General features: G+C 61.0%; 19 protein-coding genes, 1 tRNA gene and 2 pseudogenes. 5 read left to right on the top strand and 17 right to left on the bottom strand.

All coding sequences use genetic code 11. The annotated features are described in order from the left end of the window. Positions 1–52: 52 nt before the first annotated feature. Together C0Z18_RS25475 and C0Z18_RS25470 are read right to left on the bottom strand one after the other, a co-directional pair. A complete protein-coding gene (locus C0Z18_RS25475) occupies positions 53–706 on the bottom strand; it encodes a protein-L-isoaspartate O-methyltransferase family protein (protein ID WP_102648242.1) in 654 nt (217 codons plus the stop codon). Positions 707–795: 89 nt separating this feature from the next. After that, positions 796–1,053 carry a hypothetical protein gene (locus tag C0Z18_RS25470; RefSeq protein ID WP_102648241.1) on the bottom strand — a complete coding sequence of 86 codons (258 nt, stop codon included), beginning with the start codon at positions 1,051–1,053 and terminating at the stop codon, positions 796–798. A 120-nt stretch (positions 1,054–1,173) separates the two neighbouring features. Here C0Z18_RS25470 and C0Z18_RS25465 point away from each other — a divergent pair, with 120 nt between their 5' ends. From C0Z18_RS25465 to C0Z18_RS25455, 3 genes are all read left to right on the top strand, one after another. After that, positions 1,174–1,473: a YkgJ family cysteine cluster protein gene (locus C0Z18_RS25465; RefSeq protein ID WP_102648308.1), complete on the top strand. Its 300-nt coding sequence runs from the start codon at positions 1,174–1,176 to the stop codon at positions 1,471–1,473. Continuing rightward, positions 1,470–2,063: a DUF1439 domain-containing protein gene (locus C0Z18_RS25460; RefSeq protein WP_102648240.1), complete on the top strand. Its 594-nt coding sequence runs from the start codon at positions 1,470–1,472 to the stop codon at positions 2,061–2,063. The genes C0Z18_RS25465 and C0Z18_RS25460 overlap by 4 nt, the downstream gene beginning before the upstream one ends. Before the next feature lie 80 nt (positions 2,064–2,143). Next, complete coding sequence (locus tag C0Z18_RS25455) at positions 2,144–2,980, top strand: undecaprenyl-diphosphate phosphatase (protein WP_102648239.1); 837 nt, start codon at positions 2,144–2,146, stop codon at positions 2,978–2,980. Positions 2,981–3,016: 36 nt separating this feature from the next. On the opposite strand, the gene trmB is transcribed toward C0Z18_RS25455, so the two are convergent. From trmB to C0Z18_RS25435, 4 genes are all read right to left on the bottom strand, one after another. Then, complete coding sequence (gene trmB, locus C0Z18_RS25450) at positions 3,017–3,772, bottom strand: tRNA (guanosine(46)-N7)-methyltransferase TrmB (protein ID WP_102648238.1); 756 nt, start codon at positions 3,770–3,772, stop codon at positions 3,017–3,019. Between the two features lie 170 nt (positions 3,773–3,942). Beyond that, positions 3,943–4,149 (bottom strand): hypothetical protein, encoded by a 207-nt coding sequence (locus tag C0Z18_RS25445; protein WP_102648237.1) that lies wholly within the window; start codon positions 4,147–4,149, stop codon positions 3,943–3,945. A 240-nt stretch (positions 4,150–4,389) separates the two neighbouring features. Then, a complete protein-coding gene (locus C0Z18_RS25440) occupies positions 4,390–4,824 on the bottom strand; it encodes a lysozyme inhibitor LprI family protein (protein WP_146014095.1) in 435 nt (144 codons plus the stop codon). Positions 4,825–5,176: 352 nt separating this feature from the next. Next, positions 5,177–5,251 (bottom strand) — tRNA-Gly (locus tag C0Z18_RS25435). Between the two features lie 297 nt (positions 5,252–5,548). On the opposite strand from C0Z18_RS25435, the gene C0Z18_RS25430 reads away from it, so the two are divergent. Together C0Z18_RS25430 and C0Z18_RS25425 are read left to right on the top strand one after the other, a co-directional pair. Then, on the top strand, positions 5,549–6,121 hold the full coding sequence (locus tag C0Z18_RS25430) for a TetR/AcrR family transcriptional regulator (RefSeq protein WP_102648235.1): 573 nt from the start codon (positions 5,549–5,551) through the stop codon (positions 6,119–6,121). Positions 6,122–6,169: 48 nt separating this feature from the next. Continuing rightward, entirely contained in the window at positions 6,170–6,997 is an 828-nt protein-coding gene (locus C0Z18_RS25425) for an SDR family oxidoreductase (RefSeq protein ID WP_199189548.1), read from the top strand. Between the two features lie 309 nt (positions 6,998–7,306). Here C0Z18_RS25425 and C0Z18_RS33940 read toward each other — a convergent pair whose 3' ends face one another. The 11 genes and pseudogenes from C0Z18_RS33940 to C0Z18_RS25370 all read right to left on the bottom strand — a co-directional run bounded on the left by C0Z18_RS33940 (position 7,307) and on the right by C0Z18_RS25370 (position 15,081). Continuing rightward, positions 7,307–7,471 carry a hypothetical protein gene (locus C0Z18_RS33940; RefSeq protein ID WP_408647123.1) on the bottom strand — a complete coding sequence of 55 codons (165 nt, stop codon included), beginning with the start codon at positions 7,469–7,471 and terminating at the stop codon, positions 7,307–7,309. A 148-nt stretch (positions 7,472–7,619) separates the two neighbouring features. Next, positions 7,620–7,991, bottom strand: a complete 372-nt coding sequence (locus C0Z18_RS25420; RefSeq protein ID WP_102648234.1) for a DUF1493 family protein — start codon at positions 7,989–7,991, stop codon at positions 7,620–7,622. Continuing rightward, a complete protein-coding gene (locus tag C0Z18_RS25415) occupies positions 7,991–8,422 on the bottom strand; it encodes an STM2901 family protein (protein ID WP_102648233.1) in 432 nt (143 codons plus the stop codon). The genes C0Z18_RS25420 and C0Z18_RS25415 overlap by 1 nt, the downstream gene beginning before the upstream one ends. Before the next feature lie 510 nt (positions 8,423–8,932). Then, positions 8,933–9,295, bottom strand: a pseudogene (locus tag C0Z18_RS25405) (integrase core domain-containing protein); the annotation flags it as partial. 304 nt (positions 9,296–9,599) lie between these two features. Continuing rightward, positions 9,600–10,028, bottom strand: coding sequence for a DUF2442 domain-containing protein (locus tag C0Z18_RS25400; protein WP_102648230.1), 429 nt, complete (start codon positions 10,026–10,028; stop codon positions 9,600–9,602). Then, positions 10,021–10,269, bottom strand: a complete 249-nt coding sequence (locus C0Z18_RS33935) for a DUF4160 domain-containing protein (protein ID WP_102648229.1) — start codon at positions 10,267–10,269, stop codon at positions 10,021–10,023. Before C0Z18_RS33935 ends, C0Z18_RS25400 begins: the two co-directional genes overlap by 8 nt. Before the next feature lie 71 nt (positions 10,270–10,340). Next, the gene (locus C0Z18_RS25390) at positions 10,341–10,700 is read right to left on the bottom strand and encodes a DUF1493 family protein (protein ID WP_102648228.1); all 360 of its coding nucleotides are present in this window, start codon (positions 10,698–10,700) and stop codon (positions 10,341–10,343) included. Next, positions 10,697–10,858 (bottom strand): annotated as a pseudogene (locus tag C0Z18_RS33930) (STM2901 family protein); the annotation flags it as partial. The pseudogene C0Z18_RS33930 and the gene C0Z18_RS25390, both read right to left, overlap by 4 nt. A 97-nt stretch (positions 10,859–10,955) precedes the next feature. Further along, the gene (locus C0Z18_RS25380; protein WP_146014094.1) at positions 10,956–11,555 is read right to left on the bottom strand and encodes a hypothetical protein; all 600 of its coding nucleotides are present in this window, start codon (positions 11,553–11,555) and stop codon (positions 10,956–10,958) included. A 97-nt stretch (positions 11,556–11,652) separates the two neighbouring features. Then, positions 11,653–13,338, bottom strand: a complete 1,686-nt coding sequence (locus tag C0Z18_RS25375; protein WP_102648225.1) for a hypothetical protein — start codon at positions 13,336–13,338, stop codon at positions 11,653–11,655. A gap of 18 nt (positions 13,339–13,356) precedes the next feature. Continuing rightward, positions 13,357–15,081, bottom strand: coding sequence for a molecular chaperone HscC (locus tag C0Z18_RS25370; RefSeq protein ID WP_102648224.1), 1,725 nt, complete (start codon positions 15,079–15,081; stop codon positions 13,357–13,359). Positions 15,082–15,153: the final 72 nt, after the last annotated feature.

Below are 15,153 nucleotides of genomic sequence, written 5' to 3'. Positions count from 1 at the left end.
GAGGGGGCGGCCGATAACGGCGAAGCCGCGCCCTCGCTCGAGAAAGGGACGTTTAGAACTTGAAGCGCGGCGGCTGAACGGCGTTGATGAGCGGCTCGATGTACGTTTCGAAAACGTCCGCCACGCGGAACTGCTTTTCGTCGACGCGCGTGATGATTTGCGCCTTCATGACCGGCGCCGTGCCGACGAACGCAGCCAGTCGGCCGCCGATCTTCAGTTGCTCGAGCATTTCTTGCGGGAGCACCGGCAGGCCGCCCGATACGCAGATCACATCGTACGGCGCGCTTGCAGGCCAGCCGCGTGCACCGTCGCCCGTTGCCACTTCGGCGTTCGTCACGCCGTTCTCGGCGAGATTGCGCTTGGCGAGTTCCGCGAGTTCCGGCTTGATATCCACCGTCAGCACGTGACGGGCGCGATGGGCGAGCAGCGCGGCCATATAGCCCGAGCCGGCGCCGATTTCGAGCACGGTTTCGTGCTTCTTGACGGCCAGCTCTTGCAGGATGCGCGCTTCGACGCGCGGGAAGAGCATATGCTCGCCGGCGGGCAGCGGCACTTCGAGATCGGCGAACGCGATTTCGCGGTAGGCGGCGGGAACGTAGTTTTCGCGCTTGACGACCGACAGCAGATTCAGCACGTCCTGGTCCAGCACGTCCCAGGGGCGAATTTGTTGTTCGATCATGTTGAAACGGGCTTGCTCGATGTTCATGGCGACTTGACGGACTTGGACGTAGCGGTTCGGTACGACGGAAAGAAACCTCGGGATTGTACCAAACCGGGTGCCTGCCGCCGCAGTCCTCAGCGTTTGCTGCGTTTGATCTGCGCCTCGAACGCCGCGTCGAGCTTGCTGACTTTGCGCGGTTTGGCCGGTGAGATGGCGTCTACGAAGGCGACGAACGCATCGAGCGGCAACGGCTCGGACAGCGGCAACTCGACGCCGCTTGCGCGATCCACCAGACGAAATAAACCGCCGGGCATCCCGATGGCCGCGTAATGGTTGTTGCCGGTGCGCTCCTTGAGCTTTTGCACCGCGTAAATGGCGCGCGTACCGCGCATGCTGCGATCCTCTAAAATCGTGGGCGAAACATCTACTTTACCAAGGTTGCGAGTTCGTGCGCCGATGCGGCGACGCGCGCCAAGTCATCGATACGAGCCATTGCATTGAACGCTCCCGGTTTGCCCATCCGTTCGCCCGTCGCCGAACATGCTTGCCGTCCCGGGTGCGGGGCGTGTTGCATCGCTCCGTCGATCTCGAGCCCGATTCCGGGAATGCCCAACGGCAAACCTGCCGGCGTCCGATGTGTCCAACTCGACGATGACGCGCAGTGCCGCATCTTCGGCCAGCCGGAACGCCCGGCTTGCTGCTCGGGTTTGCAGCCGCAGCCGCAGATGTGCGGCACCACGCAAGCGTACGCGCTCGCTTGGCTGACGCAACTCGAGGCCGATACGCAGCCCACATTAGGAGGTCATGCATGACGAATGCCATCGCGCCCCGCCGGCGCAGATTGTTGGGTTTGGCTTGCGCCGCGTTGGCCGGCGCGGGCATCGGTTTGTCGCTGTCGGCGTGCGCGAGTTCGACGTTTCCGTTCATCCCCGATCACTACACGTTTTCGCGTGAGCAGGTGCAAACCGCGGTCGCCCGCAAATTCCCGTATCACCGCACCGTATCGCAGCTATTCGACGTCGCGCTGACCAATCCCGTCGTCGGTTTCGAGCCGGGCGCCAACCGCGTCACCGTGCATGTGGATGCTCACGTCGAAAGTCCGTTCTTGCAGCAACCGGTCGACGGCGGATTTCTACTGACGAGTCAGCTTCAATACGACGAGCCGAGCCATGCGGTGGTGCTGCGCTCGCCGACGGTCGAGCGGGTGGACGTAGACGGCGAGGCCCGGGCCTACCGTCAGCAGATCGAGTCGGCCGGTGCACTCGCGGCCGCGCAGTGGCTCGACGGCTATCCCATCTACACCTTCAAGCCCGATCAGCTTCAATTCGCCGGGGTGAACTTCGAACCCGGTACAATCACGATCCTTACAAACGGCATACGCGTCCAAATCGTCGAGAAATGACGACAGCGCGGCCGGGATGGGCCGCGCACGCTCGATCGTCCGGTCCGCTCGTATTGTCACTACCGAGAGAGAGGGCACCGATGGACTGGGTTTTGATCGGCAAGGCATTGATACTCGGCGTCGTCGAAGGGCTGACCGAATTTCTTCCGGTGTCCAGTACCGGGCATCTGATCGTCGTCGGCAGCCTGCTCAATTTCGGCGGCGATTCGGCGAAGACGTTTCACGTCGTCATTCAGTTCGGCGCGATTCTGGCCGTGTGCTGGGAATACCGCCGGCGCATCGGCCGTGTCGCCTCGGGGGTATGGGGCGACGCCACGCAGCGCCGTTTCGCGCTGAACGTCGTCATCGCCACGATTCCCGCGGTTTTGCTGGGCTTGTCGTTCGAAGCCGTGATCAAGGACGCGCTATTCGCGCCGGTTCCGGTGGCGGTCGCGCTCGTCGTGGGCGGAGTCGTCATTTTGTGGGCGCAAGCACGCGAGCGTCGCCGCGCCGGTGCGTCCGGGCGGATTCGGACCATCGACGAATTGCGCCCGCTCGACGCGCTGAAGGTGGGATGCGCGCAATGCTGCGCGTTGATTCCGGGCGTTTCGCGTTCGGGCTCGACGATCATCGGGGCGATGCTGCTCGGCGTCGAACGGCGCGTCGCGACCGAGTTTTCTTTCTTTCTCGCGATCCCCGTCATCGGTGGCGCGACGCTTTACGAACTGATCAAGCATCGCGGCACGGCGTTCGTCGATATTGCCGATATCTTGACGGTGGGCACGGCCGCCGCCTTCGTGAGCGCCTTCATTTGCGTGCGCTGGTTGCTGCGCTATCTGGCCACGCACGATTTCACCGCGTTCGCTTGGTACCGCATAGCGTTCGGGATGATCGTGCTCGTCATCGGTTACGGCGATGCGCTCAACTGGGGCGCTTAGCGTTGCCGCACCCCGCCTACCGGATGCAGTGTGCGCTCAGCGGCGTTTGAACACGAGGTCCCATACGCCGTGGCCCAGCCGCAGCCCTCGCCGTTCGAACTTCGTCACGGGACGGTAATCGGGGCGGGGCGCGTAATCTTGCGCCGTGTTTTCTAGCGACGGGTCGGCGCCGAGTACTTCGAGCATTTGCTCGGCGTAGTTTTGCCAGTCGGTCGCGCAGTGCAGATACGCGCCGGGTTTGAGGCGCGACGCCAACAGTGCGACGAACGGCGGTTGAATGAGCCGGCGTTTGTGATGCCGCGCCTTGTGCCACGGATCGGGGAAGAAAATGTGCACGCCGTCGAGCGAGCCTGCCTCGATCATTTGCTCGATCACCTCGACCGCGTCGTGCTGAATGATCCGGATGTTGGTGAGCCCTTGGTCGCCAATGAGCTTCAGTAGGGCGCCCACGCCGGGCTCATGAACCTCGACGCCGATGAAATCGTCGCCCGGCCGGGCGGCGGCGATCTCGGCTGTCGTAGCGCCCATGCCGAAACCGATCTCGAGCACGCGCGGCGCTTGGCGGCCGAACACGGTTTCCCAGTTCACGGGGTTGGGCGAGTAAGGTACGACGAAGCGCGGCCCGAGTTCGTCGAGCGCGCGCCGCTGGCCCGTCGATACGCGGCCGGCGCGCGTCACGAAGCTGCGAATGCGGCGCGGAAAGCGGGGAGCGTCGGTGGAGGGCGGCGTTGCGTCGCCGGCGTCGCCGGGGGCATCGGGCGGCAAGCCCGTATCGTTCGGATCGTGAATCATCGTTGTCAACAGTCGAAGGCGCTGGCGCCCGGCGAATGAAAAAGCCGCCAACGCGGGCGGCTTGCGTGTCGGGCGCGCCGGCGCAAGGCCGGCGTCAAGTCGTGGGCGAGATTGTAGACGAGAGCGCGGCGCGCGGGAAATCTCGTTGCTTGGCGTGTGCGCCGGAAGGCTCAGTCGGAGACGATGACGTGCATCCGGTTCGGAAATTCGAGTTTGAACTCGCGCGTGCGACCCACTCGTACGTCCAGCAGTAGCCGCTCGACCTCGTGAATCATCTGTTGGCTGCGCTCGGCCTCGTGTGCCGGCTTATCGTGCATGTCGGCGACGAGCGCTTGGCGCGTATCGACGAGCAACCCGACTGCGCTCGTGCGTGACATGAAATACCGTTCCATCGTTATCGGTTGCGCAAATAGTGGGCAGGCGGCAGAGCCGAGTGGCGGTTAGCCGAGCCAAATATCGACAACGGCGCGCGCCGGAAATTCCGCGACGGTCACACTTGTTTGGTTTGATCGATTCTCGAAATCAGGCCGAACTTGGTTGGCGGATGCATACACGCGGAAATCGCCGACGGAAACATCGTTGGGGTGGCCCTCGCATTTTCAAGAGAGGTGCCGGTGCTACGGGCAGCTATTCGAGGAGAGGGTCTGCATCATCTGTTTGGTGCGATCCGTCGTACACATCGCGAGGGCGGCCGACTGCATCGAGCCGTCGGTCCATTGGCGCTGCGCGGATTGTCGGCAAGTTTCGTCACGCCGCCTTTGCCAGGCTGCGACTTTTTGCTCGAGGACGGCGCCGCATTTGGGAGAGGCGGCGCGTTTTTCGTCGATGAGCCGGCTCAACGTGCGTTCGGCGGCGAGTTCGTCGCGCCACGCGCAGAGCTTCATGCTGTTTCGGTTCGCGTCGCAGTTGGCGAGCAGCGCGGTAACTTGCTCGGGGCTCACGCCGGTGCGTTTGGCGAGTTCGTCGGTGAGTGTCTGCGCCGAAGCGACGGTGGTCACCGAGAGAAAGGCGAGCAGTAGTAGGGTGCGTTTCGAAGATCTTTCCGCCGACATGGCAGGCTCACGTCATCAGAGGCAACTTGCCGACTCCGGATGAGGCGCTTGGGGGACATGCTGCCGGGATGGGCATCGCGATCGCGACCCGATCGCACGGGTCGAGGAGGCCCAGGCAGAGGCGGACGGCATGCGCCGCGTCGCCTAGTGTCCAGGCAAGCCGGAGTGCAGTATAGCAAGTCTCGGGGAGAGGGCTGGTTTGCTAGCGGGCGTTCTATGCCGGGCGTGATGCGTATCGGCACAGCGAAGGCTCGGCGATTCGTTGGAGTGAAAAGGGCGAAGGGGGTGAGAGAAGGCGGAGGGCTTCAAACTGCCTTGCACGGTCGAGACACTGTTCGGCCGGTGGTCAACTTGGAGCGGGCGATGGGAATCGAACCCACGTCTCTAGCTTGGGAAGCTAGGGTAATAGCCATTATACGACGCCCGCGAAGACCGCGATTCTACAGGGTTTTTTGGGGTTTGGGGAGTGGGGTTTCGCGGCCGCTAGTATCGAAACTGGCATGGCTCGGCGGCGGAGCGGTGGCGTCGACGGGGGGCGTCCGGGACCGGCCAGTTTCTGCCACCCGGGAGCGTTACTTATAGGTCGTGCAGATGGCCCGTCAATGTTGGAAAGCGGCCGTACGCCATCTGACGACGATGGATGTTCGAGGCCATGTATCGGGGAAAAACTCTTCAGCCGAGTCGGCGTCTATGAGCGAAAAAAATTTCTGCTATTATTGTGCCCATGAAACCCAAGGACGAGAAGAAACTGAATGCCGTGATCAGTGCGACCTGCCGCCTTGCGGCGGAACGCGGGCTGCTCGGTCTGACGTTGACGGAAATCGCCAAGGCGGCCGGTATCGGCACAAGCACGCTCTATGTGTATTTCACGGACAGGGATGCCCTGTTTAACGAAGTGTTTCGCCGTGCCAAGCTTGAGGCTGTGGACTTCTACGGCGCAGAGATCGACGCCGCCGCGCCGCTAAAGTCGCGTGTGCGGGGCATATGGTACAGAATGCTCGATCATCGTCTGCGCAGACATGATGAGGTCAGCTTTATGGAACAATTTGTGGGTTCGTCCTTCATGAGCGACGAGAGTCGTGCTTATAGCGCTCGACGGAGCGAAGGATTGATGCGGATCGTTGCAGAGGGACAGAAGGCGGAAATCCTGAAAGCGGTGCCGGCCCCTTTCCTGACCTCGCTGTTCATCGGCTCGGTCCGCGAGACGGCGCGGCTGATTCGTGCGGGATCAGTCGCCGATACCGACGAGAGTCGCATGGTCGCCTTTCAATTGTGCTGGGACGCCATCCGCTGTTGAGTTTTTTTACTTATTAAACGAATATTTTTTCGCCAAAAGAGTGCTGCGATGCCTACCGAAATCTCCCCTGTCGTCCTGATCACTGGCGCTTCGACCGGCATCGGCCGTGCCGCCGCTAACCTGTTTGCTGAACGCGGCTGGCGCGTCGCCGCGACCATGCGCAATCCAGACGACGGCGCTACGCTCGTCAAAGATGGGCGAACCATGGTGCTATCGCTTGATGTAACCGATTCCGCTTCGGTCGGGGTGGCGGTGACGGCGATACTAGACCAGTATGGCCGGATCGACACAGTCGTCAACAATGCCGGTTATGGTCTTTTGGGTCCTTTCGAAGCAGCGACCTGCGAGCAGATTGAGCGCCAGTTCGCGACCAATGTAAGCGGCGTTTTCGCCGTGACTCGTGCGGTGTTGCCAACGATGCGGCATCAGGGCAGTGGCACCATCATCAATGTGGCCTCGTTGGGCGGTCTGATTCCGCTTCCTTTCTTTTCCGTCTACAGCGCGACCAAATTCGCTGTAGTCGGCTTTACCCAGTCCCTATCCTTCGAACTCGCACCGCTTGGCATCCGGGCCAAAGTCATTGCACCGGGCGGAGTTGCGACCGATTTTGCTGGGCGATCTCTCGCGCACACGCCTTTGGAGGGCGGAAGTGAGTACGCGGATACCCTAGGCAAAGTTATGGCCGCAATGCGGGCGAGGCGTGGCGACTATTCCACTGCCACGTCGATTGCCGAAACCATTTTCACGGCAGCGACCGATAGCACTGGTCAGGTCATGTATCTCGCCGGCCCTGACGCAGAGCAGGCTTTCGCGCTAAGCCAGCGTTTGTCGGAGGCAGAAAGATTCGACATGTTGCGGCAATTCTCCGGTTTATGACGAGCAATCGGGCTCTTATCGTGCTGCGAAGTTGAGTTCCAGTCACCAGGACCGGGCACGATCCCAAGACAACGCCGCGCGTATGCAATCGCCGGCGATTTAAGGCGACGTCGCCGCCGTTACAATTCGGTCACTCCGGTGGCAGTTGGCCGAGCGAGAAGCGCCATCGACGTCAGGCGATATCAATGCCTGCGATGGGTCGAAGGGCGTCAATCGTCAAATCTGCGTTGCTCGCCTCGTTGCGGAATCCCAGCACTGCGCGATGGGTCGCTCGAGCTGTACCGCGGCTAGAAGTAGGCCTTCCAGAACTCAGTTCGTGGCTTGGCGCGCGTTGCCGCATTCACCACTTCGCCAAGCCGTCCAAACCTTCTGGAACATTCTTTGGGCAACGGCAGGCGGGTGGATGCGGTCATTCCCCATCATGCCCTCAACGGTCCAGCCGCTCCATGCAGGGTTCCGCGTTGTCCCGCCAATCAGCGCGGGCGGTGTTTGCTCCCCAGGTGATCTCCATGTGGTCCCGTTCGAGTTCGATCTCGTAGTGTTTCGTCATGGCCCCAACGCGGGCTGAAAATCTGCAACTCAATTGTCGGCATGCTCGTCTCTCGTGTGGTTGTTGTACTGCCTAATCCGCAGGGTAGTTGCCCGGCTGCCCTCGCGACAGCGCTTGTGAGTCCCAGCTGCCATCAATCAGTGCCCTATGAAGCATTCCGACCGTCAGCGTTTCCCGTTTAAACGAGTGCGGCTTTCTCAGTATTTTCATCGCCAAATGATATAGAATTCCCTCGCCTTCCATTAGGAAGTAGCGATGAAAGTCGTAGTCGCCCCTATCCAAATGAAACGCCTCGAAGAAGTGCTGCATGAACTCGTCGGCATCGTCGCCCTGTTGCCCCAAATCCGTTTCGATCGTCGATTCGGGTGTTATGGCCTTCTTCGGTGATACGCACGCTTCCTTTCTGACAAACGATTCGAGGTCTTCCCAGGTATGGCTTGCCATTAGAACACCCTATCCTCGGGCGAAACGATGCGGTTGTATTGAATGACGGTGTGATACCCGATCTGGGCAACATCGTTTGCCAAGAGAACCCAACCGACGCCCGGCAGCGTTCGACCTACAAACGTGCTGAGCTTGTGAGTCAAAATCCAACGAAGCCGCTTTATGCTGTTCAGCGTGAAGGTCGGCAAGACCTTCTTCTTTAGCTCGTAGCGGAACAGCGAACGAGACATAACCGAGGCGATAGACGTTCCCTTCGTCGCTCCTAATGGCTTGGCGCGGGTTGGCAAAATCGGCAGACCGGAAAAAATCAAGATGACGTATTCCACGTCGTCGATCCCGAGCTGCTCGCAGGTCTGCTCAGCAGCGATGAATAAGAAAAGTTCGGTAGGCTCCAGATCTTTGTGAGATCCGTAGCTATACGTGTTGTTCATGCGGCCCTCATGTTTGTTTTTTGCTTGGCTCGGATACAAGCCTGCGAATAGCCGACGAACCGCCGCCTGTTCGTAGGTTGGATCGTATCAAAAAGCTGGGGCGGTGGTCGGTCCGTCTGGGGAATCGGACGGCGACGGGGATGGGGCGTCATATCGCCATGCGTGAAACGGAGCCATCGTCAGATCCCAGGGCCTCGTGATTCGTGAAGCGGATGAGCTAGCGTTGCCGACTCCGACGTAGCGATGGATAGTCGCCGCATGGACGACACCGAACACCCCGACCGTTTCCCGCCACTAACCTTCGAGCAGATCCAGGGGGTGGTGGAATCCATTCAAGACGCGTTCGGCAATGAATTCTCACGAGCCGTCTTCACGAACCATCTATTGGTTCTTTTCGAAGACGTGCCGGGTCGGGTTACGAGACGTGACGCGACCGCTCTTCCCGCTTGGACAGATTGTTGCTACGCGGGCGGTGTTCGCGATGTTTGTCAACGTAGTTGTCGCGTCGCTTCACGCGCACTGCTTTAATTCGGCTCGGGGCGTACGCTCGGGATTGAGCCAGACTTCGTTCTTCAATTCCCAGTTGCGAGCGGAGCGGGACCAACGCTGCGGGCTACGTGCCTTGGCTTGCGCATAGACGGCATCGCGTCGTGCCAACACGGCGATGGCAACGCCGTTGCGACGCTGCGCCGGCGTGACGAATTTCAGGCCGCTGTGCTTGTGCTCATGGTTGTACCAACGCACGAACTGCTGCGTCCAAGCACGCGCGGCGTCGAGGCTCGCGAATGCTTTGCGCGGGTAGTCGGGCCGGTACTTGCACGTACGGAATAGCGCCTCAGCGTACGGGTTGTCGTTGCTCACGCGCGGTCGCCTGCAAGCCGAGATTGGGAGCTTGCTCCCCTACCTGAACCGGTTGTCGTCGGAATGCCGTCGATATACGGCAGACTACGAGGGATAGCCTCGATTAGAGCGAGTCACCTTCGAAGTAATCCGAATCGATCTTCTTGATCTTGTAGGTGCTGGCGGTCGAAACACCAACGTCATGTTCGACCAGGAGCTTCACAAGTTGATCTCCGTCGACGAGAATGATTTTCGCCGCGATGTTGCTCGTATATTCCCGATTCCGAGGGGGCGGGTTTAGAAGCCATCGCCGCTCCTGTAGTCCGAGCCGTCCTCGTTACGCGTGTGCGGGAGTTGCAGGATGTTTGCGCGGGCGGCCACCCTTTCGTCCGTTTTCGCGGGATGCCGCAGCCTTAGCAGGGGACTTGATTGCTCCCATTCCGCGCGCAACCTCGCGCATCCATGCTTTGGTTCCGAAAATGCCTTGCAGGAGGCCCGCGCCCCATAGACCGAGATCAAGGCGCGGCCAGTACAACGAGGTGCCCGCGCCCGAGACCTGGACTTCAGCCAGTTCGGCCAATGTCGGCGCGCGCTCCAGCATGCTGAAGTCTTGAATCAGCGCGACTGGGACCGCGATCTTCACGCCGTGTCCGAAGGTGACCTCCAGCGTGCGCGTGGCGCGTATGAAGCGAGCCGATACGATGGATGGCTCCTCGGCACCGCGCTTGCGTGCGGCGGCAATTTCGGCAGCAGTGATCTTAGCCATGTATGGTTCTCCATTCCCTGCAAAGGCGCTCGATTTCGGGTTCGATCAGTTCGGCAAGCCGGGCGATCGTGCGATCCGACATGCGCCCCTTGACCGTTCGCAACCTGAGCGGGCCACGCGGACAGTTCAGTTCGAACACGCAGGACGGGCCGCTCGTCTTTTCGACGTGAACGTGTGGCGGGCTATGGTCGTTAGTGAATATTTGGACACGATAGCCGAGGATTCTCAGCAATGTTGGCATGCTGGAATTATAACCTGACGTTAGGTTTTCCGTCGATGCAGGAGATCAGCCTATGACGAACCTTCGTTTCGTCACACGCGACCGTTCTCGACCTCGACGGAATCCCAACGGCCAAGTCCAGCAGCCGTGATAAGCATGCCGACCGTAATAGGAATGCGATCGAGCGCCTTTCGCCGCTTTCGCGACAGGGCTATGACGAGCATGAGCAGAAGGCCGGACCCTTCGTCCATGAAGTAGCGTCCCGACGCAAAATCACCCTCATCGACCTGGAAGCGGGCAAAGAAGGCTTCCATGAACGTCTCACCCTCGATGCCTGTGATACCGAGGTCGTCTTCAAGCGTCGTGGCCGTCGTGATGACCTTGCTCTTGGACAAGCCGCGCTCCTTGCGCACGAACGATTCGACTTCTTCTAGCAGCAGAGAATCGCTCATAGTCGGTCCTCGGGCTTCACGAGCTGATTGTAATGAACGGCGCTGCGGTAGCTGATTACCGACACGTCGTAGGCGAGGATGACTTCGCCGATGATCGGGACGGTGCGACCGACGAAGACGCCGATGTTGCGGGTCCAAAGAATTTTGGGTCCTCGGAGTCAATCAGCGCGAGAACGTATCAGAACTCGATTCGTCTGAGAATAGACAGGCCAGGCTACTTCGTGCAAGCGCGTCATTCAGCCTAGCCGCCGTTCCTCATGCCGCCGGGTCGTCGAGTGGGATGCCCGAAGTCCAGAGTTTCACCGGGAGCGACTGCCAATCGTTGGGGGACGGGATGCCTAAATCGGCCCGAATGCTCCAGATTAAGCGTGATAGCAGTCGGTCATGCCGCTCTTGGGAGCGCGAAGTGTTTGTTATGCGAATCTCGTCTTGTAATGCGTGAAGAGCGTTGATCACGTCGAGCGACGCGACGAGATGCAGCGTGTTACACGCTTGGGCGAACCGCCGCTGACCCGCGGTCGTCGAATCCGTTCCCGTGATGGCCGACTCCCAGGGACCCTCGTTCATTTCCATGTCGGACGCGACTTCGGCGATCAGCTCGGACGGGAAGAGCTTGCCAAATCCGGCGCCCAACTCTTTCTGTAGATCGACGCTAGGCCTGGCGAAGTCGTTTTCCGACTCGGAATCGTAGAAGGCGAACTCGATCAGACGGGTGAAGTTACCCTCGACGTACTCACGCATCTCCTCTCGGGCGGCTTCTTTGTCGAACGCGTGGCCGCGCTGGAACTCGAACACCTGAACTTCAGGAAAAGCGGGCACCCGCGCCGCCAAGGCCGAAAAGCGATCACCCGGCATGCGGAACGCATCCTTGTAGAGCAGGGGCCAGTTGCGGCGGCCGACCGATGCGGCGATTTCGTTGAGTAGGGGCGCTAGTTGTACTTCTTCGAACTCTTCATCGAGCCGGCACGTCGGGTGCCGCCGAGGGCGTCCCCGTGTGTGCGTTGACAGCCCCAGCCGGAACGAGCGAAAAGTCCGGGTGTCGATAGGGTTTCGCCTGCAGCGCAGCGGTATCGACAGGGCTACCTCCGCCTCTATATGTGCTGACCGTACCGCCGGGAACGAGCGAGAAATCCGACTGCCGATGTGGGCTCGCCTGCAGCGCGGCGGTACCGACGAGGTTGCCCCTTGACTTCTTCACCGCGTTTGCCAGCTGGACCTGTTCCCGGCTCAGCGCTTGTTGAACGGCCGGGTCGCTGTACGACGGTCTTGGCCAGAGCTGTCTGGCAGTACACGCCACGATCTGGCGATCGAATGCGGGCCCGGGGTCGGCGTCCTGTTCCGGCGTGCCGATCGCGTGATCGATCGATAGGATGAAAACAGCGTTGCAGACTGTCTCGCTCGGGGCGCTGCTGACAAGTGCAGCAATCGCGCGTCTATCGAGCGGTTTCGCCTTGACGCGCCCGCCGCTCGAAAAGTCGGCTGCCGGGCCGATTGGTGCCGTCGAGGGCCGCGCAGGTTGCAGATTGCTGGTCGGCGCAAACGGCAAGGGCATCTTTTGCAACTGTTGTGCAGGCGTGCGCATCTTCTGCTGCGTTCCGGCGCTCGCTGCCGGCGCCGTCAAATGGCTGCCGACCAGCTGTATGAGTGCCAAAAGCATGATCAGGCCCAGGAAAAGCCATCGAACCCGAAAGGAGGAGCCGCGCGACGCCGCTGTCTGTGACGGCGCACGCAGCTTCGCGATTTCCTGCGCGTGTACCGGCAATTTAGCGAAATGCGCTCGCCAGTGCGCAAGGGCACCTAGGTCCGTAATGATGCCCAACCAAGCCGGGAAGTTCGCGACCACTTGTTCCAACGTCACGAGCGAAGATTCGAGCTCCTTTTGCGTGGGGGCGGCCGGGTCGCGTAAGCGTTGGATGACGACGCGTTGTTTAACTCGCGTGGTCGAATTCTGCCGATCGAATAAGACGCGTTCGAACAGCGCGCGTTCGATCGTGGCACCGGCTTGCCCGAACTTGCGAAGGCCCCTTGGATCGTCGTCCCAGCGGAACGCTTTGGCCGCGGCCACAAACAGCACTTCATGACCGCGCTTCCATCCCCGTGCGAGCACCGACGCCACCTTGTGTTCGAACAGATCGCGCGCCGCGAGACTGACCAGATCGTTGCTGGTCAGCGCGTCCTCCAGCTGCGCCTGCCACGCCTGCGCATCGAGTCTGGAGGACGCGGCGCGAGCTTCACGCTCGAACGCATCGTAAAATCGTGCGAAAGCGGCCGCCGCCGTTGCGGAGCTATCGCTGTGCGAATTAGCTACAACAGGCGCACTCGGGGGTGTGCGCAACCGGGACACGACTTTCGGCAGTGCGTGAGATCGGTCCGACTCGTTCGGCACCGCGCGCTGCGCCGCCTCGCTAATGATCGGAGCAGCCGGAACACTTGGCAGACCGGAGCCGCTTGCCGGATCTATTTGGACCGGCCGCCGAACCCACTTCAACGCTGCTTCGTAGTCCTCCCTCAGCACCTGGAATGCTGACGGGTCGGCCTCCTGGTCGATCTTTTTGAGCGTTTGCGCATAGGCGCGCCGAATCGCGCGCTCGTCGGCCGTCGGATCAAGCCCAAGCCGATGCAGGAAAGCAGGCACCATAGTGTTTGCGGGCCCGAATCAGTTTTGCGGTTCTGGCAGAGGGAAGATACGATTGGCGCGTTCCACGCCATTGACAATCTCGTCGAACGTTCGGCGATCGGCGTCGATCCGGCGGGAATCCTGCGAGGCGAGCGCACTTTCGAACACCCGGATTTGCGCGCCGAACCATTCGCGCTCGCTGCCTCGCAGTTGCTGATAAAGCCGCTCGGCGCGCGCCATCAGCACGCGGTTTTCCATTCGGTCGCGCGGATGAATCTTCAGCGCTGCCAACGCTGTGAGCCTTTCCGTAATTTCCGCTTCAGACAGCAGCCCGGGATTGCCCTCGATGAGCACGCGCGTAGTCTCCCGCGTTTTCTGAATCGTCGCCTCAACATCGAGCAACCCGTTGACGTCATACGTGAAGCGCACGTCCACACCGCATTCGGCACGAGGCAATCTCGGCAGCGGTATTTTCAGGGAGCCCAGCAGAATATTGTCGGCGACGAGCCTCGCCTCACCCTGATAGACGTGCAGGTCGACCGTAAGTTGGTGATCGCGAACCGGATGGTAGGTCTTCACACGGCTGATGGGAACAGGGCTGTTGCGTTCGATGATCGGATCGAAGTGGCCACCCGATTGCGAGCCGTCGGGCAGCTGCATGGCGACGCCGACACCGAGCGAATAGGGCGCGACGTCCGTCATGACGACTTCGTCGAGCGCCGCGTCCTTCATCTTGAGCCCGGCCTGTACCGCTGCGCCGAGCGCTACGACCTGGTCCGGATCGATCTGACACTCGGGGAAGCGGCCGAACATCCGAGCGACGAGGCGCCGCACGATCGGCATGCGCGTCGCACCGCCTGCCAGCACAACCTTTTCAAGGTCGGTGTCGCGCAGATTAGCATCGCGCAGCGCGCGTTCGACAGGCGAGCGCAGCCGTTGCAAAAGCGGCGCGCAGGCTTGCTCGAACGCCTCTTCGTCGATTTGCATCGTGTAGGTCTCACCGACGCCGACCATTTCGATTGTCGCTGCACTCTGCTCGGTCAGCGTGCGCTTTGCCGCTTCGGCACCTGCAGTGAGACGCTGCATGAATCCCGCGTCGGTCTTTAGCCGGGCGGGGGCTTTCGTGAGTTCGAAGAATCGATCGATGAGGCAAGCCACAAAGTCTTCGCCGCCTAGAAAGTTGTCGCCGGCGGACGCGCGTGCTTCCATCACGCCTTCGAACATCTCGAGCACGGATACGTCGAATGTGCCGCCGCCGAGATCGAAGACGAGGAAGCGGGTTTCTGCGCCAAGCTGATGAATTCCGTACGCGAGCGCCGCCGCCGTCGGCTCGTTCAGCAAACGGTCGACCTTCAGGCCGGCCAGAACGCCTGCTGTTCGCGTCGCCTTGCGCTGCGCATCCGAAAAGTATGCCGGGACCGTAATGATCGCTTCGGTGACGGGCTGCCCCAAAGCAGTCTCGGCATCTTCTTTGAGCGACCGCAGAACGAGGGCCGACAACTCTTCCGCACGAAATTCGCGCCTACCGAGCCGGATCACGCGCTCGCTGCCCATGAAGCGCTTGAAGACTGCGGCGGTCTTGTCGGGGTGCGTTTGCAGCCGCTCGCGGGCTGCGCGACCGACCAGAATGCTGCCGTCTTCGTCGATACTGACGCACGAGGGCGTGAGGTATTCGCCAAGACTGTTCGGAATGAGACGCGGCTGGCCATCTTGCCAAATGGCGATGAGGCTGTTCGTAGTTCCCAAGTCGATGCCAACGATCACCGTTGCCCCCCGTGCGTTTATTCGTAATTTGATGCTGCGGATTCTATCAGGCGGGGTGCTTACACGATATCG

It is taken from the genome of Trinickia dabaoshanensis (assembly GCF_002879885.1).
GTDB classification, from domain to species: Bacteria; Pseudomonadota; Gammaproteobacteria; order Burkholderiales; family Burkholderiaceae; genus Trinickia; species Trinickia dabaoshanensis.
Note: the sequence above shows the minus strand (reverse complement) of the source record. Positions and strands in the feature narration are given on the sequence as shown.

Coding starts and splice junctions, on each gene's coding strand:
- C0Z18_RS25475 (WP_102648242.1), bottom strand. CDS start 706: ATGAACATCGAGCAAGCCCGTTTCAACATGATCGAACAACAAATTCGC.
- C0Z18_RS25470 (WP_102648241.1), bottom strand. CDS start 1,053: ATGCGCGGTACGCGCGCCATTTACGCGGTGCAAAAGCTCAAGGAGCGC.
- C0Z18_RS25460 (WP_102648240.1), top strand. CDS start 1,470: ATGACGAATGCCATCGCGCCCCGCCGGCGCAGATTGTTGGGTTTGGCT.
- C0Z18_RS25455 (WP_102648239.1), top strand. CDS start 2,144: ATGGACTGGGTTTTGATCGGCAAGGCATTGATACTCGGCGTCGTCGAA.
- trmB (WP_102648238.1), bottom strand. CDS start 3,772: ATGATTCACGATCCGAACGATACGGGCTTGCCGCCCGATGCCCCCGGC.
- C0Z18_RS25445 (WP_102648237.1), bottom strand. CDS start 4,149: ATGTCACGCACGAGCGCAGTCGGGTTGCTCGTCGATACGCGCCAAGCG.
- C0Z18_RS25440 (WP_146014095.1), bottom strand. CDS start 4,824: ATGTCGGCGGAAAGATCTTCGAAACGCACCCTACTACTGCTCGCCTTT.
- C0Z18_RS25430 (WP_102648235.1), top strand. CDS start 5,549: ATGAAACCCAAGGACGAGAAGAAACTGAATGCCGTGATCAGTGCGACC.
- C0Z18_RS25425 (WP_199189548.1), top strand. CDS start 6,170: ATGCCTACCGAAATCTCCCCTGTCGTCCTGATCACTGGCGCTTCGACC.
- C0Z18_RS25420 (WP_102648234.1), bottom strand. CDS start 7,991: ATGGCAAGCCATACCTGGGAAGACCTCGAATCGTTTGTCAGAAAGGAA.
- C0Z18_RS25415 (WP_102648233.1), bottom strand. CDS start 8,422: ATGAACAACACGTATAGCTACGGATCTCACAAAGATCTGGAGCCTACC.
- C0Z18_RS25400 (WP_102648230.1), bottom strand. CDS start 10,028: ATGGCTAAGATCACTGCTGCCGAAATTGCCGCCGCACGCAAGCGCGGT.
- C0Z18_RS33935 (WP_102648229.1), bottom strand. CDS start 10,269: ATGCCAACATTGCTGAGAATCCTCGGCTATCGTGTCCAAATATTCACT.
- C0Z18_RS25390 (WP_102648228.1), bottom strand. CDS start 10,700: ATGAGCGATTCTCTGCTGCTAGAAGAAGTCGAATCGTTCGTGCGCAAG.
- C0Z18_RS25380 (WP_146014094.1), bottom strand. CDS start 11,555: ATGCCGGGTGATCGCTTTTCGGCCTTGGCGGCGCGGGTGCCCGCTTTT.
- C0Z18_RS25375 (WP_102648225.1), bottom strand. CDS start 13,338: ATGGTGCCTGCTTTCCTGCATCGGCTTGGGCTTGATCCGACGGCCGAC.